Annotated in this window: 22 protein-coding genes; 9 read left to right on the top strand and 13 right to left on the bottom strand. The window is 66.3% G+C overall.

Annotation, left to right across the window (positions count from 1 at the left end; all coding sequences use genetic code 11):
- Window positions 1-5: 5 nt before the first annotated feature.
- Window positions 6-1,778, top strand: coding sequence for an adenylate/guanylate cyclase domain-containing protein (locus tag DU475_RS15390; protein WP_164632627.1), 1,773 nt, complete (start codon window positions 6-8; stop codon window positions 1,776-1,778).
- A 199-nt stretch (window positions 1,779-1,977) separates the two neighbouring features.
- A complete protein-coding gene (locus tag DU475_RS15395; protein ID WP_013503606.1) occupies window positions 1,978-2,223 on the top strand; it encodes a hypothetical protein in 246 nt (81 codons plus the stop codon).
- Between the two features lie 107 nt (window positions 2,224-2,330).
- Here the strand turns inward: DU475_RS15395 and DU475_RS15400 are convergent, their stop codons facing one another.
- Window positions 2,331-2,978, bottom strand: coding sequence for a hypothetical protein (locus tag DU475_RS15400; RefSeq protein ID WP_142882184.1), 648 nt, complete (start codon window positions 2,976-2,978; stop codon window positions 2,331-2,333).
- 144 nt (window positions 2,979-3,122) lie between these two features.
- Between DU475_RS15400 and putA the strand changes: the two genes are divergently transcribed.
- Window positions 3,123-6,131 carry a bifunctional proline dehydrogenase/L-glutamate gamma-semialdehyde dehydrogenase PutA gene (putA, locus tag DU475_RS15405; RefSeq protein WP_164632619.1) on the top strand — a complete coding sequence of 1,003 codons (3,009 nt, stop codon included), beginning with the start codon at window positions 3,123-3,125 and terminating at the stop codon, window positions 6,129-6,131.
- Between the two features lie 166 nt (window positions 6,132-6,297).
- Window positions 6,298-7,506 (top strand): CaiB/BaiF CoA transferase family protein, encoded by a 1,209-nt coding sequence (locus DU475_RS15410; protein WP_164632620.1) that lies wholly within the window; start codon window positions 6,298-6,300, stop codon window positions 7,504-7,506.
- 57 nt (window positions 7,507-7,563) lie between these two features.
- Here the strand turns inward: DU475_RS15410 and DU475_RS15415 are convergent, their stop codons facing one another.
- The 5 genes from DU475_RS15415 to DU475_RS15435 form a co-directional block, all read right to left on the bottom strand.
- Entirely contained in the window at window positions 7,564-8,448 is an 885-nt protein-coding gene (locus DU475_RS15415) for an ABC transporter ATP-binding protein (RefSeq protein WP_433962609.1), read from the bottom strand.
- Window positions 8,433-9,320, bottom strand: a complete 888-nt coding sequence (locus tag DU475_RS15420) for an ABC transporter permease (RefSeq protein ID WP_142882180.1) — start codon at window positions 9,318-9,320, stop codon at window positions 8,433-8,435. Before DU475_RS15420 ends, DU475_RS15415 begins: the two co-directional genes overlap by 16 nt.
- Window positions 9,317-10,732 carry an ABC transporter substrate-binding protein gene (locus DU475_RS15425; RefSeq protein ID WP_142882179.1) on the bottom strand — a complete coding sequence of 472 codons (1,416 nt, stop codon included), beginning with the start codon at window positions 10,730-10,732 and terminating at the stop codon, window positions 9,317-9,319. The genes DU475_RS15420 and DU475_RS15425 overlap by 4 nt, the downstream gene beginning before the upstream one ends.
- Window positions 10,733-10,896: 164 nt before the next feature.
- On the bottom strand, window positions 10,897-11,679 hold the full coding sequence (locus DU475_RS15430; RefSeq protein ID WP_164632628.1) for a Crp/Fnr family transcriptional regulator: 783 nt from the start codon (window positions 11,677-11,679) through the stop codon (window positions 10,897-10,899).
- A 77-nt stretch (window positions 11,680-11,756) separates the two neighbouring features.
- Complete coding sequence (locus DU475_RS15435; protein WP_142882178.1) at window positions 11,757-12,047, bottom strand: DUF971 domain-containing protein; 291 nt, start codon at window positions 12,045-12,047, stop codon at window positions 11,757-11,759.
- Window positions 12,048-12,279: 232 nt separating this feature from the next.
- On the opposite strand from DU475_RS15435, the gene DU475_RS15440 reads away from it, so the two are divergent.
- From DU475_RS15440 to DU475_RS15455, 4 genes are all read left to right on the top strand, one after another.
- Window positions 12,280-13,053 carry a ferredoxin--NADP reductase gene (locus tag DU475_RS15440; protein WP_047308322.1) on the top strand — a complete coding sequence of 258 codons (774 nt, stop codon included), beginning with the start codon at window positions 12,280-12,282 and terminating at the stop codon, window positions 13,051-13,053.
- 109 nt (window positions 13,054-13,162) lie between these two features.
- The gene (locus DU475_RS15445; RefSeq protein WP_142882176.1) at window positions 13,163-14,905 is read left to right on the top strand and encodes a fumarate reductase/succinate dehydrogenase flavoprotein subunit; all 1,743 of its coding nucleotides are present in this window, start codon (window positions 13,163-13,165) and stop codon (window positions 14,903-14,905) included.
- A gap of 29 nt (window positions 14,906-14,934) precedes the next feature.
- Window positions 14,935-15,168, top strand: a complete 234-nt coding sequence (locus DU475_RS15450; RefSeq protein ID WP_114360624.1) for a 4Fe-4S dicluster domain-containing protein — start codon at window positions 14,935-14,937, stop codon at window positions 15,166-15,168.
- A gap of 2 nt (window positions 15,169-15,170) precedes the next feature.
- Complete coding sequence (locus DU475_RS15455; protein ID WP_142882175.1) at window positions 15,171-16,148, top strand: HEAT repeat domain-containing protein; 978 nt, start codon at window positions 15,171-15,173, stop codon at window positions 16,146-16,148.
- A gap of 109 nt (window positions 16,149-16,257) precedes the next feature.
- Here DU475_RS15455 and DU475_RS15460 read toward each other — a convergent pair whose 3' ends face one another.
- Window positions 16,258-17,226 carry a hypothetical protein gene (locus tag DU475_RS15460; RefSeq protein ID WP_164632621.1) on the bottom strand — a complete coding sequence of 323 codons (969 nt, stop codon included), beginning with the start codon at window positions 17,224-17,226 and terminating at the stop codon, window positions 16,258-16,260.
- Between the two features lie 208 nt (window positions 17,227-17,434).
- Between DU475_RS15460 and DU475_RS15465 the strand changes: the two genes are divergently transcribed.
- Window positions 17,435-18,046 (top strand): glutathione S-transferase family protein, encoded by a 612-nt coding sequence (locus DU475_RS15465; protein WP_013503612.1) that lies wholly within the window; start codon window positions 17,435-17,437, stop codon window positions 18,044-18,046.
- Between the two features lie 33 nt (window positions 18,047-18,079).
- On the opposite strand, the gene DU475_RS15470 is transcribed toward DU475_RS15465, so the two are convergent.
- The 6 genes from DU475_RS15470 to DU475_RS15495 all read right to left on the bottom strand — a co-directional run bounded on the left by DU475_RS15470 (window position 18,080) and on the right by DU475_RS15495 (window position 23,958).
- A complete protein-coding gene (locus DU475_RS15470) occupies window positions 18,080-18,970 on the bottom strand; it encodes an NAD(P)/FAD-dependent oxidoreductase (RefSeq protein ID WP_164632622.1) in 891 nt (296 codons plus the stop codon).
- Window positions 18,971-18,979: 9 nt separating this feature from the next.
- On the bottom strand, window positions 18,980-19,420 hold the full coding sequence (locus DU475_RS15475) for an RrF2 family transcriptional regulator (protein WP_164632623.1): 441 nt from the start codon (window positions 19,418-19,420) through the stop codon (window positions 18,980-18,982).
- 98 nt (window positions 19,421-19,518) lie between these two features.
- Window positions 19,519-20,016, bottom strand: coding sequence for a TPM domain-containing protein (locus DU475_RS15480; RefSeq protein ID WP_164632624.1), 498 nt, complete (start codon window positions 20,014-20,016; stop codon window positions 19,519-19,521).
- 12 nt (window positions 20,017-20,028) lie between these two features.
- Complete coding sequence (locus DU475_RS15485) at window positions 20,029-20,925, bottom strand: TPM domain-containing protein (protein WP_164632629.1); 897 nt, start codon at window positions 20,923-20,925, stop codon at window positions 20,029-20,031.
- A gap of 16 nt (window positions 20,926-20,941) precedes the next feature.
- The gene (locus tag DU475_RS15490) at window positions 20,942-21,550 is read right to left on the bottom strand and encodes a LemA family protein (RefSeq protein WP_164632625.1); all 609 of its coding nucleotides are present in this window, start codon (window positions 21,548-21,550) and stop codon (window positions 20,942-20,944) included.
- A 77-nt stretch (window positions 21,551-21,627) separates the two neighbouring features.
- Window positions 21,628-23,958, bottom strand: coding sequence for a xanthine dehydrogenase family protein molybdopterin-binding subunit (locus DU475_RS15495; RefSeq protein ID WP_164632626.1), 2,331 nt, complete (start codon window positions 23,956-23,958; stop codon window positions 21,628-21,630).
- Window positions 23,959-24,039: the final 81 nt, after the last annotated feature.

Here is a 24,039-nt window from a genome sequence, read left to right on the forward strand (position 1 = left end):
CACGGATGGCGACGCGAGCGAGGCCGGACAAAAAACAGAACGCGGCTGCCCGCGCGCAGCGGCCCGCCTGGCTCCGCCGCATCGGCGTTCGGCAGGTGCGGATGTTCTGCGGGCTGGTGATGTTCACCTATCTGCTCAGCCACTTCCTGAACCATGCGCTCGGTAACATCTCGCCAGCGGCGCTGCAGGCCGGCGTGCTGTTGCACCTGGAGATCTGGCAGTTCCTGCCGGTCGCGATCCTGTTCTATGGCTCGGTGACGGCGCATGCCGGGCTCGGACTGTGGGCGCTGTATCAACGCCGCCAGTTCCGCTGGAAAACGCTGGAGCCACCGCAGCTCCTTCTTGGCCTGTCCGTGCCGCTGATGATCTACAGCCACGTCATCGTGATGCGGCTCGGCAACGTGCTGTACGATCAGGACCGGCTGTATCCGCAGGTGCTGTACAATTACTTCGTCGTCGCGCCGCCCTATCGCGCATGGCTGATGGTCGCGGTGATGCTGATCGCCTGGACCCACGGCTGCATCGGCCTCTACGTCTGGCTGCGGATCAAGCCCGCGTTCCGCCGCGCGATGCCTTGGCTGCTCGCCACCGCGGTGCTGATCCCGACGCTGGCGCTGCTCGGCTTCTATCAGGGCGGCCGCGAGGTGGCGCGCGAGGCCGCTTCACCGCAATGGCAGGCCGAAAATCTCGCGCCGGCCAATCTCGGGACGCCTGAACAGCAACAGACGCTCGACGCGATCGGCGACGGCTTCCTGATGTTCTATCTCGGCCTGATCGCGCTGGCACTGATCGCCCGCGCGGTGCGTGCGATCGCCGAACGGCGCGGCGGCATGGTCAGCCTGACTTATGACGGCCAGCGCAGCATCCGCGTGCCGAAGGGTCTCACGGTGCTGGAGGCGACCCAGCGCCACAATATTCCGCACGCCTCGGCCTGCGGCGGTCGCGCCCGCTGTTCGACTTGCCGCATCCGCGTGCTCGGCGATCCGGCGGTTCTGCCGCCGCCGTCGCCGCGGGAGGCCTTCGTGCTCGCCTCGATCGGCACCGGCGACGATCCGTCGATCCGTCTCGCCTGCCAGCTCAAGCCCGACCACGACATCAGCTTCGTGCCGGTGTTCCCGCCGCGCAACGTCGCCGCAGCGCGCAAGGCGGCGCGCGCAGCCCGGGTCGGCGAAGAGCGCTATCTGGTCAGCATGTTCGTCGACATGCGCGGCTCGACCAAGCTGGCCGAAAGCCGGCTGCCTTTCGACACCGTGTTCATCGTCAATCGCTTCCTCGGTGCGGTGTCACGTAGTGTCATCGCCTGCGGCGGCCAGCCCAATCAGTTCGTCGGCGATGGCGTGCTGGCGCTGTTCGGGCTCGCCGAGGCGCCGCGCGACGCCTGCCGCAACGCGATCCGCGCCGCCGCCGCGATCGCAGCGGCGATCGACGAACTCAACAGCTTTCTTGGCCATGATTTGCCGGAGCCGATCCGCTTCGGCATCGGCATCCACAGCGGCGAAGTGGTGGTCGGCGAGATCGGCTATCGCGACAACATGGTGTTCACCGCACTCGGCGACTCGGTCAACGTCGCATCGCGACTGCAGGATATGACCAAGACGATCGGCTGCGAGACGCTGCTGTCCGACGAGCTCCGCGCCACCGCGGGCCTGTCCGAGCAGGCGCTGCCGACGTTGGAACTGGAGATCCGCGGCCGCACTGAACCGATGCTGGTCTGCGTGGTCGAGCACTCCGGCAATCTGGCCTCGGCGCTCGACGACAGCGAATTGGCGCTCGCCTGATCGGCCGCCAGGATCCGGCCGCCGTACCGATCCTCGAGCCCCATCTGCCGAAACAAAAAACCCGCACGCACGGCATGAACCCGTGCGCGACGGCTTGCGACGAACGGGCGATGGGCGGGTCCGATCGACCATCGACGGACCAGGCAGACTTGAACCAAACAACGAACCGCGCATCGCGCGTATTTCGAGGAGAACGACCATGTTTCGCAAGATCGCCCTTGGACTGTTCGCCGCCGCTTCGCTCAGTGCCGTCGCGCTGGCTCCGACCGCCGCTTCCGCCGGCGGATGGAAGCATCACCATCACCACGGCTGGGGCCACCATCACTGGCACGGCCCGGCGATCGGGATCGGCTATGTCGGATACGGCTACGGAAACTGCTACGTGACCCGCCGCGTTCCGACGCCTCACGGCTGGCGCTGGCGCACCTTCAACGTCTGCGACTAATCTCCGCCGGCTTCGGCGCATGGTGCGCGCAAGCACCATGGGCCTATGTCGAAGATCGAGGCTGCGGTTCTGATCGGATCAGGACCGGAGCCGGATTCGTCGGAGGCTCAGTCGAGCTTGACCCACTGATCGACCGGCATCACTTCCGGGCTCTGCGCATAGCTGCGGGTCCACATGTCGACGACCCATTGGGCGCCGGTGGCACGCTCGGTCAGCACCGCGGTGTTGTGCGGCGTCTGCAGCACCAGCACGTTGCCGCGATACTTCGGATCGCCGACGCTGTGATACTTGAACAGCCCCCACTCCTGCATCACCAGCAGCAGGCTGGTGGTGTTGCGGGTTGTGTCCCAGCAATCGAAATTGTGCTTGTCGTCGAAGTAACGGAAGTCGGCGCGCGCGATCCGCTTGTCGGTGCCGAGCACCGGTCCGAGCCGGCGGTCGAGCCACACCACCGCCTTCTGCACCGCCGCGCGTTCCGCCGCAGCCGACGCCTTACCGGCCGCCATGATCCTGCTCAACGCGGCACGATCCCCGGCCGTGAACGCCAGCTCGTAGCGACGGCGGCAGACGAAGCCGTAGCACACCGTCATGCCCTTGGCGGTCGGCGGGAAAATCGAAACCGAACTGTATAGATACGAGACCTGCGAGCTGAGCTCGGCGGCACCGGCCGGCGCGCCGAACCAGGCGGCAGCCAGCGCCGCGGCCGCGAGCGCACCGAACCGTCGTGCGTTGGACTTGCCGCGCGTCACCCTCATGCCCGCTCCCAGCCTTCCGTTTGATCGAGGCGAAGCTAGCGTCAGGCCCCGGCCGTGCCAATATGGCAGCTTGGATGGCATTGCATTTGCTGGCCGCACTGATGCGTGCCGTCCACAGCTATCTGGCCTCGGGAGCCGACCGCCATGCCGTCCGACCAGCCGCTTGCCGAGTTCACTGCGGCTTACGCGCCGGATGATGCTGCGCTCGCCGCCGAACTGCTGACGAGCGCCGCGCTACCGCCCGACCGCGAAGCCCGGATCGACGCCGTTGCGACCGAACTGATCAGCTCGATTCGCGGTTCCGAACATGGCCTGGGCGGCGTCGACGCGATGCTGCGCGAATTCGCGCTGTCGACCAAAGAGGGTCTGGCCTTGATGGTACTGGCCGAGGCGCTGCTGCGGGTTCCGGATGCGGCAACTGCCGACGCTTTCATCGAGGACAAGCTCGACCAGGGCGATTTCGCGCATCACCGCATCAAGTCCGATGCCGTGCTGGTGAACGCCTCGGCCTGGGCCCTCGGACTATCGGCGCGTCTCGTCCATGCCGGCGAGACGCCGCAAGGCACGCTCGCGGCCTTGACGCGGCGGATCGGCGCACCCGCGGTGCGCGCCGCGACCCGCCAGGCGATGCGGCTGATCGGCAATCATTTCGTGCTGGGCGAAACGATCGACTCTGCACTGGCCCGCGCCAAGGCGCATGTACGCGAAGGCTCTCGCTACTCTTACGACATGCTCGGCGAAGGCGCCCGCACCGCCGAGGACGCCGAGCGCTACTATCAGTCCTACTCCGATGCGATCACGGCGATCGGCCGCACCTCCGGCAACGCTGCACTGCCGGCGCGGCCGGGCATCTCGGTCAAGCTGTCGGCGCTGCATCCGCGGTTCGAGGCGATCAGCCGCGACCGCGTGATGCGGGAGCTGACGCCGCGGCTGCTCGAGCTGGCGAGGCTCGCCAGGAGCCACGACCTCGCCTTCACGGTCGACGCCGAGGAAGCCGACCGGCTCGAACTGTCGCTCGAGGTGTTCGCCGCCTGCTTCGCAGATCCATCGCTCAGCGGCTGGGACGGCTACGGCCTCGCCGTGCAGGCGTATCAGAAGCGCGCCGCCGCCGTGATCGACTACGTTGCAGAGCTGGCGAACGCACTCGATCGCCGCATCATGCTGCGGCTGGTGAAGGGCGCCTATTGGGACACCGAGATCAAGCGCGCGCAGGAACGCGGACTCGCCGACTACCCGGTATTCACCAGGAAGCCGATGACCGACCTCAACTACCTGTCCTGTGCCGGCAAGCTGCTGTCGCTGCGGCCGCGGCTGTTCCCGCAATTCGCCAGCCACAACGCACTGACGGTCGCGACCATTCTGGAACTCGCCGATGGCAGCGACGACTATGAATTTCAGCGGCTGCACGGCATGGGCGAAGCGCTGTACGCGCGGCTGCTCGACGAGCATCCGCAGCCCGTATGCCGGATCTACGCTCCGGTCGGTGGTCACCGCGATCTCTTGGCCTATCTGGTGCGGCGGCTCTTGGAGAACGGCGCCAACTCGTCGTTCGTGGCGCAGGCCGGCGACGACAGCGTGGCGGTCGCCGAACTGCTGACACGGCCTGCCGCGCTGATCGGCCGTCCTGAGAACGCACGAAACCCGGCGATCCCGTTGCCGCGCGATCTGTATCAGCCGCAGCGGCTCAATTCGCGCGGCATCGAATTCGGCGACCGCAGCGCGCTCGCCGCACTGCTCGGCGACATCGAGACCGCGCGCCGGCCGCTGCCGACCATCGCAGCCGCGACGCCGGCGCAGGCCGCAGCAGCGATCGCCGCCGCGCGCGACGGTTTCGAGACGTGGAGCCGGACGTCGGCTGATCACCGCGCGACGATCCTGGAGCGCGCCGCCGATCTGCTGGAGCAGCGCCGCGCGCCGCTGATCGCGCTGCTGCAGGATGAAGGCGGCAAGACGCTCGACGACTGCGTCGCGGAACTGCGTGAGGCGATCGACTACTGCCGCTACTATGCGAGCGAAGGCCGCCGGCTGTTCGCCGAGCCGCTCGCCCTGCCCGGCCCGACCGGCGAACGCAATACGCTCGGCTTGCGTGGTCGCGGCGTATTCGTGGCGATCAGCCCGTGGAATTTTCCGCTGGCGATCTTCCTCGGCCAGGTCACCGCGGCACTGATGGCCGGCAACGCGGTGGTCGCCAAGCCTGCCGAGCAGACGCCGGTGATCGCAGAACTTGCGATCAGCCTGCTGCACGAAGCCGGCGTGCCGCGGGCTGCGCTGCATCTGGTGCAGGGCGACGGCCGTATCGGCGCCGCGCTGGTCGAGCAACCCGAGGTCGCCGGCGTCGTCTTCACCGGCTCGACCGAGGTGGCGCGTGCGATCAACCGCACGCTGGCCGCCAAGGACGGCCCGATCGTGCCGCTGATCGCCGAGACCGGCGGCATCAACGCGATGATCGTCGACGCCACCGCGCTGCCCGAGCAGGTCGCCGACGACGTCATCACCTCCGCGTTCCGCTCCGCCGGCCAGCGCTGCTCGGCGCTGCGGCTGTTGTGCGTGCAGGAGGACGTTGCGGATCGTGTCATCGCGATGATCGCCGGTGCCGCGCGCGAACTGCGAATAGGCGATCCGCGCGATCCCGCAACGCATGTCGGACCGGTGATCGACGCCGAGGCGAAGACCCGGCTCGACGCGCATATCGCCAGGATGAAACGCGAGGCGCGGCTGCACTTCGCCGGCACGGCACCGGCCAATGGCAACTTCGTCGCGCCGCATGTCTTCGAACTGAGCCGTGCCTCGCAGCTCACCGAGGAAGTGTTCGGCCCCGTGCTGCACGTGGTGCGCTACAAGGCGGCGCAGTTCGACCAGCTCCTCGATGACATTGCCGCCACCGGCTACGCGCTCACGCTCGGCGTCCAGTCGCGGATCGACGACACAGTGGCACGCGTGATCGCGCGGCTGCCGACCGGCAACGTCTATGTGAACCGCAACATCATCGGCGCCGTCGTCGGCGTGCAGCCGTTCGGCGGCTCCGGCCTGTCCGGCACCGGCCCGAAAGCCGGCGGCCCGCATTATCTGCCGTGCTTCGCGCTGGAACAGACGGTGTCGATCAACACCGCAGCAGCCGGCGGCAATGCCGCGCTGCTGACGGGCGGCGGATAGCCGACGTCACGCCAAGAACTGCGCGCGCTGTCGGAAGGCCTCCATGCAGGTTCCAATATTGCGTCGTCCCGACAACCCGGTTCATATGCGTCGAGCAGCCGGAACGGCGCGATCCGCGTGAATTTCCGGACAACGAAATAACAAAAGCACGAGGGAGCTCACGCGCATGGACGACAACGGCATCTTCAGCGGCCTCAAGGTGCTGGATTGCGCGAGTTTCATTGCTGCACCGGCGGCCGCGACCGTGCTGTCCGATTTTGGCGCCGACGTCATCAAGATCGAACCGCCGGGGGCCGGCGATCCCTATCGCAACCTGCCGAACCTGCCGGGCTATCCGATCAGCGACCGCAACTACGCGTGGATGCTGGAGGCCCGCAACAAGCGCAGCCTCGCGCTCGATCTCGCCAAACCCGAGGGCAAGGAGGTGCTGCGCAAGCTGGTCGCCGAGGCCGACGTGTTCATCACCAACTTCCCGCCGCCGGTGCGGGCGCGTCTCGGCGTCGCTTATGCCGACCTCGCGCCGCTGAACGAGCGGCTGATCTATGCGAGCTTCACCGGCTATGGCGAGCGCGGCGAAGAAGCCAACAAGCCGGGCTTCGACAGCAACGCCTGGTGGGCGCGCTCGGGCATGATGGATCTGGTGCGCGCCGACGAAGACTCCACGCCGGCGCGCTCTGTCGCCGGCATGGGCGACCATCCCTGCGCGATGTCGCTGTTCGGCGCGATCGTCACCGCTTTGTACAAGCGCGAGCGCACCGGCAAAGGCAGCGAGGTGAAGTCGAACCTGATGGCCAACGGGCTGTGGTCGACCAGCGTGCTGGCGCAGGCCAAGCTGGTCGGCGCCGAGTTCCAGCCGCGGCGGCCGCGCGAGCGCGCGCTCAACGCGGTGGCCAACCACTATCGCTGCCGCGACGGCCGCTGGCTGATCCTGTCGCTGCTCAACGAAGAGAAGCAGTGGCCGACGCTGACGAAGTGCCTCGGCCGCGAGGATCTCACCGACGATCCGCGCTTCGCCACCAAGGCGGACCGCCACGCCCGTTCGATCGAACTGATCGGCATCTTCGACGAGATCTTCGCCACGCGCGATCTCGCCGAGTGGCGCAAAGCGCTCGACGGCACCGGTCTGGTGTTCGGCGTCGTCGGCATTCTCGACGACATCACCACCGACAAGCAGTTGATCGAGAACGAAGTGCTGGTGCCGTTCGAGAACGACACCACGCTGACCATCAACAGCCCGATCTGGATCGAAGGCAGCGCCAAGACCCGGCCGCGGATGCCGCCGGCGCTCGGCGAGCACAGCGACGAGGTGCTGCGCAACGCGGGCTACGACGACGCCGCCATCAAGGCGCTACGCGCATCGGGCGCCATCGGTTAGCGCCGCCGAGGCTGCATGACGGGCCGGCTCCGGGATTCTCGGAGCGGCCTTATCCGGCTAAAGCACCTCCGGCAGCGAATGGCCCTGCAGCTCGATGCTGAGCCCCTGCATGCCGAGATCGGTGATCTCGCCGCCCATCGCCTTCAGGCTCTCCTCGCGGATCAGCGACATCAATCCGCGCCGCAGCGCCAGGAATTCCGACGACATCATCATCGACTGCTGCCGCGGCCGTTCCAGCGGAATCCGGATCTCGGCCTTGATCGAGCCGGGCCGCGCCGTCATGCAATACACACGGTCCGACAGGAAGATCGCCTCGTCGATGTCGTGGGTGACGAACAGCACCGAGATCTTCAGCCGCTGCCACATGTTGGTGAGGATCTGCTGCATGATGATGCGGGTCTGGGCGTCGAGCGCGCCGAACGGCTCGTCGAGCAGCAGCACCTTCGGCCCGGTCGCGAGCGCCCGGACGATGCCGACGCGCTGCTTCATGCCGCCGGACAGCCGCTCCGGATAGTGCTTCTCGAACGCCTCGAGCCCGGCGAGGCCGAGCAGCGTGCGCGCCGCCCGTTCGCGCTCGAAGCGGGACATGCCGCGCATCTTCAGGCCGAACTCGACGTTCTCGCGCACGGTCTTCCATGGGAACAACGAGTATTGCTGGAACACCATGCCGCGCTCGGCGCTCGGCCCGGTCACCTTCTCGCCATCGACCGTGACGACGCCGCTGGTCGGCTTCAGGAAGCCGGCCACCGCATTCAGCAGCGTGGACTTGCCACAGCCGGACGGTCCCACGATGGAGACGAATTCGCCGGGCTCGACATGGATCTGCGTGTCGGTGACGGCCTCCACTGAGCCGTCGATCGTCTCGTAACGCAGCGCGAAATCGCGGACTTCGATCCGGCCCTGACGGGCCTCGGGAGCAGACTGGCTCATCGCGACCTCCATGGCATCACCAGCGTTCCGGCGGAGCGGATCAGCAGGCTGGAGCCGAGCCCGAGCACGCCGATTGCGATCATGCCGAGGGCGATGTCGGGATACTGCACCAGCGAGTAGGCTTCCCAGGTGAAGTAACCGATGCCGAACTGGCCGGAGATCATCTCGGCGGCGATCAGCGACACCCAGGCGACGCCCATCCCGACGGTCAGTCCGGTGAAGATGTGCGGCAGCGCGGCCGGGAAATACACCTCGCGGAAGATCGATGCCTCGCGCGCGCCGAGACATTTGGCGGCCCGCACCAGCACCGGATCGACCAGCGTCATGCCGTGCAGCGTGTTGACCAGGATCGGAAAGAACGCCCCGATGAAGGTGATGAACACGATGCTCTGCTCATTGGTCGGCCACAGCATGATCGCCATCGGCACCCAGGCGATCGCCGGAATCGGCCGCATCACCTCGGCGACCGGAAACACGAACTCGTGCACCAGGCGAAAGCGTCCCATGATCAGGCCGAGCGGCACCCCGACGATCGCCGCCAGCGCGAAACCGAAGAAGATCCGGCGGCAGCTCAGCAGCACGTGCATCAGGAATTTCGGATCGTGCATCGCGCGGGTGAAGCTCTCGTACACCGCGAGCGGCGTCGGGACGTTGGTGAACTTCACGAACATCACGACCCGGTAGGTCGTCAGCAGATGCCACGCCAGAAGAAACAGCAGCAGCGACACGATGCCGATCAATCCGGCGCGCAGCCTGTTCTGGTTGAGCCGGTACCAGCGCGATGCGCGCGTTGCGAAAGCCGGCGGGCCGGCTTCGCGTGGGGCGACCGGGGCGGCGGTCGCCGCCATCCGGTCGCGCGACGTCATCAGGGCGGGGCTGCTCACGTGCGGTCTCCCGCCATCGCCAGCTTCACCGCTTCGTCGAAGCCGACCACCTTGCCGCTGATCTTGCCGGCGTAGGCCTCGGCGTCCTTCTTCAGCAGGAACGGCACAATCTCGCCCTTGCCGGCGGCGTAGAACGCCTGGTCGGCGAACAGCTTGATGCCGCGGGAGGCGTCGAACACATAAGCGACGTTGATCTTCTTGCTCTTGGCCTTGAAGTCCGCATACGCGCCGAGCGTGCACTGCGTGCTCGAGAACGGCAGGATGCCTTCGCCATCGACCCAGACCTCGCCGGCCTTGCGCGGCTCCCCGATCGGCTTGTTGCAGAACTTGTCCTGGCCGGAAATCTCGTAGTTGGCGGTCGAGGCGAGTTCCTTGTCGTAGTCCAGCTTCATCTCCGCATAGGCCTTGCGGACATAGCTGTCGTCGATCCATGTCTTCGGATCGAACTCCTTCATCCGGCCGAGGCTCTGCAGCACCTTGACGTCGGTCGCGGCGGCGTCAATCAGCGCCGGCTTAATGGTCGGATCGGTGGTCATGTTGCCGCTCGGGCCGAGGAAGATATACACCACCTCCTTGTTGATCCCGGTCCAGTCCCCGATCTTCTCGGCGGCGGCCTTCGGATCCTGGCGCAGCCATTGATTGGCGGCGATTTCCGCCTTGAGATAGGCAACGACGACTTCCGGATACTTTTCGGCGAAATCGGTGCGGACCACGGTGCCGTGGAAGGTCGGCAGGTTGGTCTCGACGCCGTCGAAGATCTTGCGGGCGTAGCCGCGGAACGGCAACAGCTCGGCGAACGGGACGAAGTCGGCGTGAGCGTCGATCTTCTTTTCCTGCAGGTTGGTGGAGCCGACTTCGGGGCTCTGGCTCACCAGTTGGAAATAGTCCGCCGGATAGCCGCGATCCTGCAGCGCCTTGAGCACCATGCCGTGCGCCGCCGAGCCGAACGGAACGCTGACCAGCTTGCCCTTCAGATCTGACAGCTCGTAGTAGGGCGAGTCCTTGTGGACGACGATGCCGTTGCCGGACCCCGCCATGCTGTAGGCGGCGATCGAGATCAGCCGGCTCTTGCTCTCGGGATTGTTCTGAAAAGTGAAGCCGTTCACGATCAGCGGATAGTCGCCCATGATGCCGAACTGCAGCTTGTTCGCCATCATCCCGTTGGTGACCGGCGGGCCGGAGGTGAAGTTCTGCCATTCGATCTCGAACTTCACATTGGCGTATTTGCCGGTCGTGGGGAGATACTTCTCCAGCAGATGAAGCTGCCGGATCACCGTGCCGGCGGTGACCGTGTTGGTCGTGGTATCCTGGGTGCCGATCCCGATGGTGATCGTTTCTGCGGTGGCCGGCAGGGCCGAGATCCATGTGAGGCAGGCGACCGATACGACGATTTTCTGAAAGCGGCTGACCATTCTCATCCCCGTTCGCTTGGATGGCTGATGTCGCCATGATTGGTAGCCGGGTCGTTTAGAGCAAATCCGGACTGGACCATCGGGTGGATTAGTTGCCGCTAAAGACGGGTTGCGCACTCCTTGGGCAATTTTGCTTCTAAGAGCCATTTGCATAGGCAGAGAGGTCAGTCGGTCGCGTGGCCGCGCATCTCCTCGAGGATATCGGGCCGGCAGACGACGATCTGCGAGCGCCGGGTCTGGACGATGCGCTTCTCCTGCATTCGCCGCAGACTGATCGTGACCCATTGCCGTGTCGCACCGACCAGGTGGGCGATGTCGGCGTGGGTGAATGCGACTGCAATCACCCTGCCGTCGGCATCATCCACTCCGTAAAGGTCGACCAGTTGCAGCAGCAAATGCGCCAGCCGCTGGGTGATCGAGCGCGTTCCCAGCATCTGCGCGAGCGCCGAGTAGCATTTGCCCTTGAAGCTCAATCCCTCGATCAGGCCGATCGCGAGATTCGGAACCTCCGCAACCAGCGAGCGTAGTTCCCTCCCCGGCAGATGCACGACGGCGGCATTGGTGGCGGCGACGCCGGACCATTGATGCACGCCGGTGTCGAACACTTCCGGACCGCCGACGAAATTGCCGATGTGCCAGTATGCCAGCGTGATCTCGCGGCCCTGCGGCGAGGTGTAGAACACCCGGATTCGGCCGCTCTCGATCAGGAAGATGCCGTCGTGCCGCGCGCCTTGGCTGAACAGCGTCTGGCCGCGATTGAGGACTTTGCGGCGGCCCTGCTTGAGGACCAGCTCGCGCTCGCGCAGGCTGAGCCGGTCGATCAGCGAAGGCGGTCCGGCGGTGGGTTGGTGGCTTTCGGTGAGCAGAAGCGATCGGCCCGTTCCGACGCGCGCCGGGCCGAGGGTGGACGTCGACTCCGCTGCCGATTTGGCTGCCTGCAGCACGATGATTTGCCTCTCGCGTTGATCAGACCGACCAGATGCGGAGCAATGTTCGTGCCAGCGATCAGGATGAATGTGCCGCCTCAGTCGGCGTCGATCAGCGTCGCCAGATAGGCGTGCGGATAAATGCCGCGATCGTGGCCGTCGGAAAACTGCAGGTTGAGCCCATAGCCGAGATCGCGGACTGCAACGATCGCCGCGCCGGGAAACTCGGCCGGGAAACGGCCGTCGATCCGCGCCCGCGTGCAGTAGGCGCATTTGCATGCGAGCCGCAGCCGCTCGGCAGGCAGGGCGGCTGTGCGGCCATCCGCGATCTGCACCGTCAAGGACGCGAGATCGGCCTCGACTTCGCTGGAAGCGTGCACTGTCACCATGAGGATCCCTCCTGTCGCAAGGGCCCGAGGCTAGGCACGAGGCCGCATCGGGCCTAGCAACAAATTGCTCAGATCCGCGGAAAAACAGCACGCCGCTCCTCTTGGAGGAGTTCTTCGGGAAATTTTGCAACTAATTGACGGCGACCGCGATTTCGAAATTGCGAAGAGGGGTCGATATCCGCGACATCGTCTCATCGGACGCAGGAGATCACCTGCGCGTGAGGAGAAGACGATGAGTGCATTCCAAACCGAAACGGTGTTGTCGGTCAGGCATTGGACCGACTCGCTGTTCAGTTTCACCGCGACGCGCGACCCTGGATTCCGGTTCCAGAGCGGCCAGTTCGCGATGATCGGTCTCGAAGTCGACGGCCGGCCGCTGATGCGCGCCTACAGCATGGCGAGCGCCAATCACGAAGAAGAGCTGGAATTCTTCAGCATCAAGGTGCCCGATGGTCCGCTGACGTCGCGGCTTCAAAAGATCAAGCAGGGCGACCAGATCCTGGTCGGGCGCAAGGCGACCGGAACGCTGATCGCCGGCAACTTGATTCCCGGCAGGCGGCTGCTGCTGCTGTCGACCGGCACCGGGCTGGCGCCGTTCGCCAGCCTGATCAAGGATCCGGAGATCTACGACATCTACGAATCCATCGTGCTGGTCCACGGCTGCCGGCAGATTCCCGAGCTGGCCTATGGCGAGCAGTTGGTCGAGGGCCTGCGGGACCACGAGTTCCTCGGCGACCTGATTCGCGACAAGCTGCACTACTACCCGACCGTGACCCGCGAGCCGTTCCGCAACCGCGGTCGTGTCACCGATCTGATCGCGTCGGGCCAGTTGTTCGACGATCTCGGCCAGTCCGGGCTCGACCTCGAATCCGACCGGGTGATGCTGTGCGGCAACCCGGCGATGCTCGCCGAACTGCCGGCGATGCTGAGCGAGCGCGGCTTCCGCGAAGGCAATCACAGCGAGCCCGGCCACTTCGTGGTCGAGAAGGCGTTCGTCGAGCGCTGACACCCCGTTCGGAAATCGCGCGCCGGCGACAACTAATTGCTATCGTCCGGCGCGCGTCTGAACAACTCTGCTCCACAGCGGCGGTCCGCCGAGGAACCAGGAGCAGAAGATGGCGATGGATGAGATAGTCGACGGACTGTCGGAAGTATCGTGCGACGTGTTGGTGATCGGCGGCGGCACCGCCGGTCCGATGGCCGCTTTGAAGGCCAAGATGAAGAACCCGAAGGCGAACGTCGTCCTTCTGGAAAAGGCCAACGTCAAGCGCTCCGGCGCGATCTCGATGGGGATGGATGGCCTCAACAACGCGGTGATCCCGGGCTACGCCACGCCGGAGCAGTACACCAAGGAAATCACCATCGCCAACGACGGCATCGTCGATCAGAAGGCCGTCTACAAATACGCCCAGAATTGCTACTCGATCATCGAGGAACTCGACAGCTTCGGCATCCGCTTTCTCAAGAACGAGAACGGCGATTATGCGGTGAAGAAGGTGCACCACATCGGCACCTATGTGCTTCCGATGCCGAACGGTGAGACCGTCAAGAAGGCGCTGTACCGGCAGTTGCGGCGGGCGCGCATCCTGATTTCCAACCGCTACATGGCGACGCGGCTGCTGAAGGGCGCCGACGGCCGGATCGCCGGCGCGGTCAGTGTCAACACCCGCACCGCCGAGTTCCTGGTGTTCAAGGCCAAGGCGGTGATCCTGTGCACCGGCGCCGCCGGCCGGCTCGGGCTGCCGACCTCGGGCTACATGTTCGGCACCTACGAGAACGCCGCCAATTCCGGCGACGGCTACGCGATGGCGTATCACGCCGGCGCCGCACTCGCCAATCTCGAGTGCTACCAGATCAACCCGCTGATCAAGGACTACAACGGTCCCGCCTGCGCCTATGTGGCCGGCCCGTTCGGCGCCTACACCGCCAACAACGAGGACCGCCGCTTCATCGAGTGCGACTATTGGTCGGGCCAGATGATGCTGGAGTTCTACAACGAGCTGCTGTCCGGCAAGGGCCCGGTGTTCCTGCAGCTCAAGCACCTGCACGACAAGACCATCGAGGAAATCGAATCGACTCTTCACAAGGTCGAGCGGCCGACCCGCGGCCTGTTCCAGCAGGGCCGCGGCATCGACTATCGCCAGGAATCGATCGAGATGCACATCTCCGAGATCGGCCTGTGCAGCGGCCACAGCGCCTCCGGCGTGTTCGTCGACGACAATGCGCGCACCACGGTGCCGGGGCTCTACGCCGCCGGCGACATGGCCAGCGTGCCGCACAACTACATGCTCGGCGCCTTCACCAACGGCTCGTTCGCCGGGCTCGACGCGATGGAGTTCGCCGACAACCACGATTTCGCCGAGATCGACGCCGCCGAGGTCGCGCGCGAGCGCGACCGGGTGCTGGCGCCGACCCGGCGCGAGGACGGCATCCCGCCGAACCAGATCGAGTACAAGACCCGCCGTCTCGTCAACGACTATCTGCAGCCGCCAAAGGTGACGCGGAAGTACGAGCTCGGCATGCGCCGGCTCGCCGAGGTCCGCGACGACATGGAGCAGCGGATGATCGTCCGCAACGCCCACGAACTGCTGCGCGCGCTCGAAACGGCCTCGATCATGGACTGCGCCGACATGGCCGCGCACGCCTCGCTGTATCGCGAGGAGAGCCGGTGGGGCCTGTATCACTGGCGCACCGACTTCCCCGACAAGGACAACGAGAACTGGTTCTGCCACACGCTGCTGAGCAAGCAGAACGACAAGATGACCAGCGAGAAGCGGGCGGTCGAGCCCTACGTCGTGCCGATCGCCGACGAGGAGAAGGATCTCTACGACAAGCAGCGCATCCGCGCCACCGCCTGACGCCCGCACCCAACCAGGAGAACGGACACATGCCTCTCGCCAGTTATCAGACTACGGTGCCGGTCGTCGTCGACGACGCCAAGTGCATCGCCGACAAGGGCTGCACCGTCTGCGTCGATGTCTGCCCGCTCGACGTCCTGCGGATCAGCGACATGACCGGCAAGGCCTACATGGCCTACGACGAATGCTGGTACTGCATGCCGTGCGAAGCCGATTGCCCCACCGGGGCGGTCACCGTCAACATCCCGTATCTGTTGAGGTGATCATGTCGAGCCCGTTCGAATCCTACGACGATCTCGACGACGCCGACGACCGGCTGCAGGCCGCCGACCCGGCGGAGCGGCGCGTCGCGATCATCGCGCTCGGCCATTCCGGCGATCCGGCTGCGATCAGTCACCTCGCCAACATGGTGGCCGACCCCGACGCCGGCGTCCGGCAGCAGACCGCGATGGCGCTCGGCGAGTTCGACGGACCGGAGGCCGCCGAAGCGCTGGTCCGGCTGTTGGTCGACCCGGAGCGCATCGTCGCTGCGGCGGCCGCCGACAGCCTCGCCGAGTTCAAGGATCCCGCCTCCGCCGACGCGATCCTGCCATTGGTCAAGCACGGCCACGCCTTCGTCCGCAGCGGCGCGCTGCGGGCGCTGAAGGAGCTGCGGCGCAAGGACACGCTGAAGCCGGCGCTCGAGGCATTGCAGGACGGCGACGCTGCGGTGCGGGTTCAGGCGATCGGCGTGATCGGCTTCCTCAAGCTGGAAGAGTCGATCCCTGCCCTGACCGCTCTGATCGGCGATCCAGATCCGCACGTCCGCCGCGCGGCGGTCAGCGCGCTGGCGTTCTCGCATATGAAGATCGCCGCCGAGACCATCGTGCGCGCGCTCAAGGATGCAGACTGGATGGTACGCGAGATGGCGGCGGAAACACTCGGTCTCAACGCCCGCGGCGCGATTGCCATCGAGCCGCTGATCGGATGCCTCGCCGACGAGTTCTGGCAGGTACGGCTCAAGGCGATCCGCAGCCTCGGCCGGATCAAGGCGCTGCAGGCGGTACGGCCGATCGGTCAGTGCGTCACCCACGAGCAGGCCAATCTCCGGAAAGAAGCAGCCGCCGCGCTGGGCGAGATCGCTTCCCCCGACGGCGAGCCTTATCTGGTGCTGATCGCCGACGACCTCGATCCGGACGTCCGCAAGAACGCCCGCTGGGCGCTCCAGCAGATCGCTGCGAGCAAGGCGAGAGCCGGGGCGTAAGCTGAAACAACCCGCGCAGTCGGCGAGACGCCGCGGGACAGCCAAATCAAAACGGCGCCGGCTGTCTCACAGCCGGCGCCGTCAAAGTTTCAGGAATTACGCTGTGCGCTCAGCGCGCGACGATCAGACCGCGGCTGGTGACCACGACCCAGCGACCGTCCTGGCGACGGATCGCATCGACGCGGCCGACACCCGGGAGCGGGTCGCCGGCATAGACTTCGTATGTGCCGGAGCGGCCTTCGACCACCGCGCCGCCGTCATACACGTCGCGCAGCACCCAACCTTCGATCGTCGGCAACCGGCCCGGCTGCGACTTCGCCGGCTCCGGCTTCGGCGTGATCGATCCGGTGACATCCTTGGCGGCGACTGCGGCAACATTCGCCGGCACGGGAGGCGCGGGAGGTTGCGCCTGTGCGGTGCGCAGCTTCTCCACCGTCTCGGTCAGCTTGGCAATCTTCGCCGCCGGTTCGGCCTGGGCTTTCTCGAGCTTTTCCAGCCGATCGGCGGTCTTGCCGATCTGCGCCGAGCTGAGCTTGGTCGAACGCTCGATCTCTGCCTTGATGGCGGAGAGTTCACCCTGCAGTTGGGTGACCTGTGCGTCCAGTGTCTTCACCTGCGCCGAAGCCGCGGTGGTCTCGGCATCGCTACGATGCGACAGGCTGGCAGTGGCCAGTGCACCACCGACCGCCCCCGCGATCGCCGCCAGGATCACGGCAGCAGCCACCGCCGCCAGCTTGCGCACGCCGAAGCGATGAGCTGCGGACTGGCTCGCCTCATCGGGCGCCTCGACTTCAATCTCGTCGTCCCAGTGCCGATACAGATTTTCCCGAGGCGACGGCGCCATGATGGTGACGGTGCCGGGGCGCGGACGGCCGACGCCGTCCGATTTCTCGATCTCGGATTTGCCGGCAGCGGACTTCGCATCGTCCGGCTTGGCGGCGCCCGCATTGGCCGGGGTCGCCTGATGCGCGGATGCCGAGCTTGCGTCGGGGCTGCCGGCGTTCGCCTGCACTCCGTCGGTCGCGGCGGCCGCGCCGGTCTGCTGTTCACCGATGGGCTCGTTGCGATGCTCGTCCACGTTTCAAATCCTCCAGATCAACTTGATACTATTCGGTAACTTTCATTACTTGCGAAATCGTTACTTCCTCCGCCGGTTACGGAAATTTCACGAATCGTGAAGAGCGCGCACAGCATTGCGCACCGCACGGCTTTGCACCGCACGGTGTCCCGCGCTAGGACAGATCGATCATCAAAGGCGCAACCAAGCGCCGACAAGGGAGACGACCATGAAGCTGTACGATTCGATCGGGCCCAATCCACGCCTGGTACGGATGTTCATCGCCGAGAAGGGCCTGACGATTCCGACCCAGACACTCGACATCCGCGCCGGCGAGAATCGAAAGCCCGAACATCTCGTGCGCAATCCCCACGGCCAGACGCCTACTCTCGAACTCGACAATGGCAGCTTCTTGGCGGAGGTCACCGCGATCTGCGAATATCTCGAGGAGAAGCATCCAGAGCCGCCGCTGATCGGCACCACGCCGGAAGAGCGCGCCGAATGCCGGATGTGGACGCGGCGGATCGACCTCTACATCTGCGAACCGCTGACCAACGGCTTCCGTTTCGCCGAAGGCCTGAAGATGTTTCAGAACCGCATGGTGTGCGTGCCCGAAGCCGCACCGGGCCTGAAGAAGATGGCGGCCGATCGCATCCGCTGGATGAACCAGCAGATGCAGGGCAAGGACTACGTCTGCGGGTCACGGCTGACGCTGGCCGATCTGTTGCTGTACGGCTGGCTCGATTTCGGCGCTCAGGTCGGACAGCCGCTCGATCCCGCCAACACCACGATCGCCGAGTGGTTCAAGCGGATCGCCGCGCGGCCTTCTGCGAAGGCATAGTGTTTCGACCGGCGTCAGCGTCCAGCACGGCGCTCACGCCTCCGGCCAGACCAGCGACCGGTGCAGGCCGGCACCCGCCCAGGCGCCATCGGCAACCGCCAGCGACAGCGAATGCGGCACCCGCGCCGCGTCGCCGCAGGCGAATGCGCCGGCCACGCTGGTCTGCTTGCCGTCGTCGGTTTGAATCTGGGTGCCGAACGGGGTTTCGGTCAGCGCGCAGCCCAGCGCTTGCGCGATCGGCGTCGCCGGCGCGTTGCGGCTGGCGGTGAAGATGCCGGCGAACGGCAGCGTCCTTCCGTCGCGCAGCACGACATCGGCATGGCCGTCGATCCGCGCGACCGGCGTCTCCTCGATGGTGACGCCACGCGCGGCCAGATCGTCCCGCCCGGCGTCGTCGAGCACCAGCGCGGCGTTGGTGAACAGCGTCACCTCGCCCCATTCCGGCAGCAACTGCGCCTGGTGCAGCGACATCGGCCCGGTGGCGATCACCGCGATGCGGCCTTTGTCGAGCTCGTAGCCGTGGCAATACGGACAGAGAAACACGCTGACGCCCCAGCGCTCCTGCAGCCCTGCGATCGCCGGCAGCGTGTCGGAGACGCCGGTGGCGAACAGCAGCCGCCGGGCGTGGTGTTGCGCGCCGTCGCCGGTCTCGACCACGAACGCGTCTTTGCGGCCGCTCGCCGCGTACGCGGTATCGTCGATCCAGCTCAGCGTCGGATAGGCTTCGAGCTGGCGGCGCGCGGTGGCGGCGATTGCCGCCGGATCGGCGCCGTCCTGCGACAGGAAGCCGTGCGAATGCGCGGCGAAGCGGTTGCGGCGCTGGCCCGCATCGATCACCCGCACGCTGCGGCGCGCACGAACGAGCTGGAGCGCGGCGGCCATTCCGGCATAGGAGCCGCCGATGACGATGACGTCGTGGTGCATGTGAACTCCTTAAGTACGCGTCCGATGCGCGGCGTAGCGGCGGTTGAAGTCGGCCGACAAACTGGCCAGCGTGATCTTGCCGAGCCGGTCCAGCAGCAACGCTTCGGCGTCGGCGAACGCGTCGTCGAGCGCGGCGTTCACCGCCTGTTCGACCAGACATTGCGGCGCTTCGTGGCGGTTGCCGATCGCGAACACCGTCGGCTCGCCGAGCGCATCGTAGAGATCGCGCAAGGTGACCGCGTTCAGATCGGCGACGATCTGCCAGCCGCCCGACGGCCCGCGGGCGGACGCCACCAGCCCGGCATCGCGCAGCAGGCCCATCGTCCGCCGCACCACCACCGGATTGGTACACATGCAGACCGCGAGCGTTTCGGAGGTCATCGGCTCGCCGCGCTCCGCCATATGCAGCAGCGCGTGCAACACCGAGGACAGGCGACTGTCTCGTTTCATGTAACTTTTGATATTACGAATTAGTCGCAGATGCAAGGGCCACGTCTCGACCCTGTCGAAGACAGCCTTGCTGCGGCCAGCCGAGGGGCTCGCGCCGACTACACCACCACCGGTGCGTCGGGCAGTTCGTTGTCGTTGGGGCCGTTGCGCGGAAAGTGCTCGGCCAGATGCGCGGTGATGCGGTCGATGCCGCGCAGCACGCCCTGCTCGAACCGCCCTTCGCGAAACTCCGCCTCCATCTCGCGGCAGATCGCTTCCCACGAGTCGGCACCGACGCGGCCGTCGATGCCGCGATCGGCGATGATCTCGACATTGTGGTCGGCGAGCAGCAGATAGATCAGCACGCCGTTGTTGTGCTCGGTGTCCCAGATCCGAAGCTGCGAGAAGATGTCGAGCGCGCGCTCCCGCGCCGGCTGGTCGCGGAACAGCGGCGCACCGTCGAGCGCGCCCTCGACCACGAAGCGGATCTGCCCGGCGTGGCGGGTCTCGCTGGTCTTGATGGCCCGCTCGATCGCATCGAACGCATCGGGCGAGAATGCGCGGTATACCTTGCCGCGGCTGGTGAACAGGTGCTTGCCGATCCGCCGGATGCCCATCCGTATCTCCACTCACCAATTGCCCGAGGCGCCGCCGCCGCCGAAGCTGCCGCCCCCGCCGCTGAAGCCGCCGCCGCTGCTGCCCGACCCGCTCGACCACGAACCGCCGCCGCCTGACCAGCCGCCGCGGCGCCCGGAGGGCATCATCGGCCCGCCGAACAGATCGATCACCAGTGCCAGCAGGAACGCGGCGCAGCCCGCGACCAGCGCGATGTACCACACCAGGCCGAACAACATCGCCACCGCGCCGACGATGACGCCGGTGAGGCCGGAGGCGGCGACGCGGCCGAGCGCCGCCTTCAGGAAACCATTGAGCACCAACGTGCCGAACAACAGCGGGATCGCCCAGCCGGTCAACTCATCCATCGATTCCGGCGCCGCCCACTCGTGCTGCGGCTGCGGCGTCGGCAGCGGCTCGCCGTCGATCACGCCGATCATCCGGTCGACCCCGGCCTCGATGCCGCCGTCGAAATCGCCGGCCTTGAATTTCGGCGTGATGATCTCGTCGATGATCCGCTTGGCGGTGATGTCCGGCAGCGCGCCTTCGAGGCCGTAGCCGACCTCGATGCGCAGCTTGCGATCGTTCTTGGCGACCAGCAGGATCGCGCCGTCGTCGACCTTCTTGCGGCCGATCTTCCAGGCTTCGGCGACCCGGATCGAGAACTGCTCGATCGCCTCGGGCTGCGTCGTCGGCACGATCAGCACCGCGATCTGGCTGCCCTTGCGGGCCTCGAATGCCTTCAGCTTCTGATCGAGCCGCGCCACCGCAGCTTCAGACAGCGTGCCGGTCTGATCGACGACGCGGCCGGTCAGCGCCGGCACTGCGACCTCGGCCCGCGCCAACGGAGCCAGCGCCGCCGCGATCACGCACAGCAGCAGCGCGAGGCCCGCGGCGCGGACGGCGCGCATCGTCGCGATCATCGCCTTACTTGGCCGGAGCCGGCGACGGAGTGAAATCGACCTTCGGCGCGGTCGAGATCTCCTTCTCGTTCTCCACCGTGAAGTTCGGCTTTTCATGATAGCCGAACAGCATCGCGGTGAAGTTGGTCGGCACCGAGCGCACCGTGACGTTATACGCCTGCACCGCCTTGATGTAGCGGTTGCGCGCCACGGCGATGCGGTTCTCGGTGCCTTCGAGCTGCGCCATCAGGTTCTTGAACAGCTCGTCCGATTTGAGCTGCGGATAGTTCTCGGTGACGACCAAGAGCCGGGACAACGCGCTCGACAGTTCGCCCTGCGCCTGCTGGAACTTCTGGAACGCGGCCGGATCGTTCAGCACCTCGGGCGTCGCCTGGATGCTGCCGACCTTGGCGCGGGCGTTGGTGACGCCGAGCAGCACGTCCTTTTCCTGCTGGGCGAAGCCCTTCACCGAGTTGACGAGGTTCGGCACCAGATCGGCGCGCCGCTGATACTGGTTCACCACCTCCGACCAGGTCGACTTCACCTCCTGGTCTTCGCTCTGGATGGTGTTGTAGCCGCAATTGCTCAGGCTGAGCGCGGCGAGCGCCGCCAGCACCGTCAGAAACTTCCGCATCGATCTCTCCCGCACGCGAACCGGCGCAGCATAGCATGCGCCGGTGTGTCTTTGTCGGTATTGCGGGCGTTGAGGTTCTAGGCCGCCTGGGCCGACTTGGCGTCCTGAATCGCACGCCAGACCTTTTCCGGGGTCAGCGGCGTGTTCAGGGTGGTGACGCCGAGCGGGGCCAGCGCGTCGAGCACGCCGTGCACCACGCAGGGCGGACCGCCGATCGCACCGGACTCGCCACAGCCCTTGGCGCCCAGTGGATTGGTCTTGCACGGCGCCGACGGATCGAGCGTGACGTTGATCGGTGGCAGATTGTCGGCGCGCGGGATGCAATAATCGAGATAGCTCGCGGTCAGGAGCTGGCCATCGTCGTTGTAGGCGGCATTCTCGTACAGCGCCTGGCCGACGCCCTGGGCGACGCCGCCATGGATCTGGCCGGCAACCAGCATCGGGTTCACCGCATTGCCGACGTCGTCGACCGTGGTGTAGCGCACCACGCGGGACACGCCGGTCTCCGGGTCGACCTCGACCTCGCAGATATGCGCGCCGTTCGGCCAGCTCGGTCCGTCGACCTCGCCGGTGGAGTCGACGCTGAGCCGTGCGCCCTTCTCCTTGGCGGCGATCTCGAACAGGCTGATCTTGCGATCGGTGCCGGCGATGGTCAGCATACCGCCCGAGTATTCGATGTCCTCGATCGAGGCTTCGAGAATGTTCGCCGCCTTCTCGCGCGCCTTGGCAATCATGTCGGCACTTCCCACCGCCACCGCGGTGCCGCCGACGAACAGCGAACGCGAACCGACGCTGCCGAAGCCGATCGCCAAATCGGTATTGCCCTGCACGACGTCGATCTTGTCGATCGGAATCTCCAGCGCCGCGGCGATCATCTGGGTGTAGGTGGTCTCCAACCCCTGCCCCATCGCCTGGGTGCCGGAATGCAGCACGACGCGGCCTTCGGCGGTGGCGTGCAGCTTGACGTTCTCGGTGTGGGCGCGGCCGCCGGTCCATTCGATGTAGCTGGTGACGCCGCGGCCGTAGAGCAGGCCCTTCTTTTGCGCCGCCTTCTTGCGCGCCTTGAAGCCGTCCCAGTCTGACAGCTCGGCGGCGCGGTCCATCATGTGGGCGAACGCACCGCTGTCGTACACCTGGCCGACCGCGTTGGTGTAGGGTAGCTGAGACGGCTTGATGTAGTTGATCTTGCGGATCGCGCGCGGGTCCATGTTGAGCTTGCGCGCCGCGGCGTCCATCAGCCGCTCGACGATGTACACCGCCTCGGGCCGCCCCGCGCCGCGATAGGCGCCGACCGGCGCGGTGTGGGTCATCACCGCCTTGATGTCGAAATGCACCACCGGGAGGTGATACACGCCGGTCTGCACGAACGGGCCGAGCACCAGCGGGATGATCACGCCGGCACCCGCCAAATAAGCGCCGGTGCCGCCGATCGAGGTGACGCGATAGGCCAGCACCTTGCCCTTGGCGTCGAGCGCGAACGAAGCGGTCGAGGTCAGGTCGCGGCCATGGGTGCCGCCGACGAACTCATCGGTGCGATCGCCGCGCCAGCGGATCTTGCGGTTCAGCTTCACCGCCGCGTAAGCGACCAGCGCATCTTCCGGATAGACGCCGGTCTTCTGGCCGAAGCCGCCGCCGATGTCGCCGACCAGCACCTGAATGCTCTCCTTCGGCCGCTTCAGGATCGCCTCGGCGAGCGCGTCGCGGGTCTGGCCCGGGGTCTGCGACTGGGTGTGCAGGATCAGCCGGCCGGTCTTCTTCTCGATCTCCGCAATGGTCGAGCGCGGCTCCATCGCCGACGGGATCAGCCGCTGGCTGACGAGATCGAGCGACACGGTGTGGGCGGCGCTGGCGAACGCGGCATCGACCTTGGCGGCATCGCCATAGCTCATCGCCGCCACGATGTTGTCGGGAGTCTCCGCCCACACCGCCGGCGCGTCGGGCTGGATCGCCGCGGTCGGATCGGTCACCGCCGGCAGTTCGTGGTACTCGACCGCGATCGCCTCGATCGCCGCCTGCGCGGCGAGCTGCGAGGTCGCGACCACGGCGGCGACCGGCTCGCCGACGAAGCGCACCTTCTCGTGCGCCAGCAGCCGGCGCAGCGGCAACGCCATCGGCGAGCCGTCCGGCCGCTTGAAGATCGGCAGCGTCGGGATGGTGCCGACATCGTCGGCGACGAGATCGGCGCCGGTCAGCACTGCTTCGACGCCCGGCATCGCCTTCGCCGCCTCGGTGTCGATCGAAACGATATCGGCATGCGCATGCGGCGACCGCATCACCACCAGCCACAACGCCCCGTCGGCGGCCTTGTCGTCGAGATAGCCGCCGTGCCCGGTGAGCAGGCGCTGATCTTCCAGACGCTTGACGGGCTGACCCGCGCCGAACCGCATCGAGCCGGGGAGAATGTTCATGCCGTTTCCTTTTGTTGCTTGCTTGACCGCAGTTTTAGCGGAGAACCGAGCGGTACGCCAAGAGGGGTGCTGGCACTGCGG

The sequence above is a fragment of the Rhodopseudomonas sp. WA056 genome, assembly GCF_010906995.1.
In the GTDB taxonomy this organism is placed as follows: domain Bacteria; phylum Pseudomonadota; class Alphaproteobacteria; order Rhizobiales; family Xanthobacteraceae; genus Rhodopseudomonas; species Rhodopseudomonas palustris_G.

Excerpts from the sequence above, each read along its gene's own strand:
- DU475_RS15470 (WP_164632622.1), bottom strand. The coding sequence starts at position 18,970 with ATGCACCACGACGTCATCGTCATCGGCGGCTCCTATGCCGGAATGGCC.
- DU475_RS15495 (WP_164632626.1), bottom strand. The coding sequence starts at position 23,958 with ATGAACATTCTCCCCGGCTCGATGCGGTTCGGCGCGGGTCAGCCCGTC.
- DU475_RS15485 (WP_164632629.1), bottom strand. The coding sequence starts at position 20,925 with ATGCGCGCCGTCCGCGCCGCGGGCCTCGCGCTGCTGCTGTGCGTGATC.
- DU475_RS15440 (WP_047308322.1), top strand. The coding sequence starts at position 12,280 with ATGAGTGCATTCCAAACCGAAACGGTGTTGTCGGTCAGGCATTGGACC.
- DU475_RS15490 (WP_164632625.1), bottom strand. The coding sequence starts at position 21,550 with ATGCGGAAGTTTCTGACGGTGCTGGCGGCGCTCGCCGCGCTCAGCCTG.
- DU475_RS15480 (WP_164632624.1), bottom strand. The coding sequence starts at position 20,016 with ATGGGCATCCGGCGGATCGGCAAGCACCTGTTCACCAGCCGCGGCAAG.
- DU475_RS15465 (WP_013503612.1), top strand. The coding sequence starts at position 17,435 with ATGAAGCTGTACGATTCGATCGGGCCCAATCCACGCCTGGTACGGATG.
- DU475_RS15445 (WP_142882176.1), top strand. The coding sequence starts at position 13,163 with ATGGCGATGGATGAGATAGTCGACGGACTGTCGGAAGTATCGTGCGAC.
- DU475_RS15450 (WP_114360624.1), top strand. The coding sequence starts at position 14,935 with ATGCCTCTCGCCAGTTATCAGACTACGGTGCCGGTCGTCGTCGACGAC.
- DU475_RS15390 (WP_164632627.1), top strand. The coding sequence starts at position 6 with ATGGCGACGCGAGCGAGGCCGGACAAAAAACAGAACGCGGCTGCCCGC.
- DU475_RS15415 (WP_433962609.1), bottom strand. The coding sequence starts at position 8,448 with ATGGAGGTCGCGATGAGCCAGTCTGCTCCCGAGGCCCGTCAGGGCCGG.
- putA (WP_164632619.1), top strand. The coding sequence starts at position 3,123 with ATGCCGTCCGACCAGCCGCTTGCCGAGTTCACTGCGGCTTACGCGCCG.
- DU475_RS15435 (WP_142882178.1), bottom strand. The coding sequence starts at position 12,047 with ATGGTGACAGTGCACGCTTCCAGCGAAGTCGAGGCCGATCTCGCGTCC.
- DU475_RS15400 (WP_142882184.1), bottom strand. The coding sequence starts at position 2,978 with ATGAGGGTGACGCGCGGCAAGTCCAACGCACGACGGTTCGGTGCGCTC.
- DU475_RS15410 (WP_164632620.1), top strand. The coding sequence starts at position 6,298 with ATGGACGACAACGGCATCTTCAGCGGCCTCAAGGTGCTGGATTGCGCG.
- DU475_RS15395 (WP_013503606.1), top strand. The coding sequence starts at position 1,978 with ATGTTTCGCAAGATCGCCCTTGGACTGTTCGCCGCCGCTTCGCTCAGT.
- DU475_RS15475 (WP_164632623.1), bottom strand. The coding sequence starts at position 19,420 with ATGAAACGAGACAGTCGCCTGTCCTCGGTGTTGCACGCGCTGCTGCAT.
- DU475_RS15455 (WP_142882175.1), top strand. The coding sequence starts at position 15,171 with ATGTCGAGCCCGTTCGAATCCTACGACGATCTCGACGACGCCGACGAC.
- DU475_RS15425 (WP_142882179.1), bottom strand. The coding sequence starts at position 10,732 with ATGGTCAGCCGCTTTCAGAAAATCGTCGTATCGGTCGCCTGCCTCACA.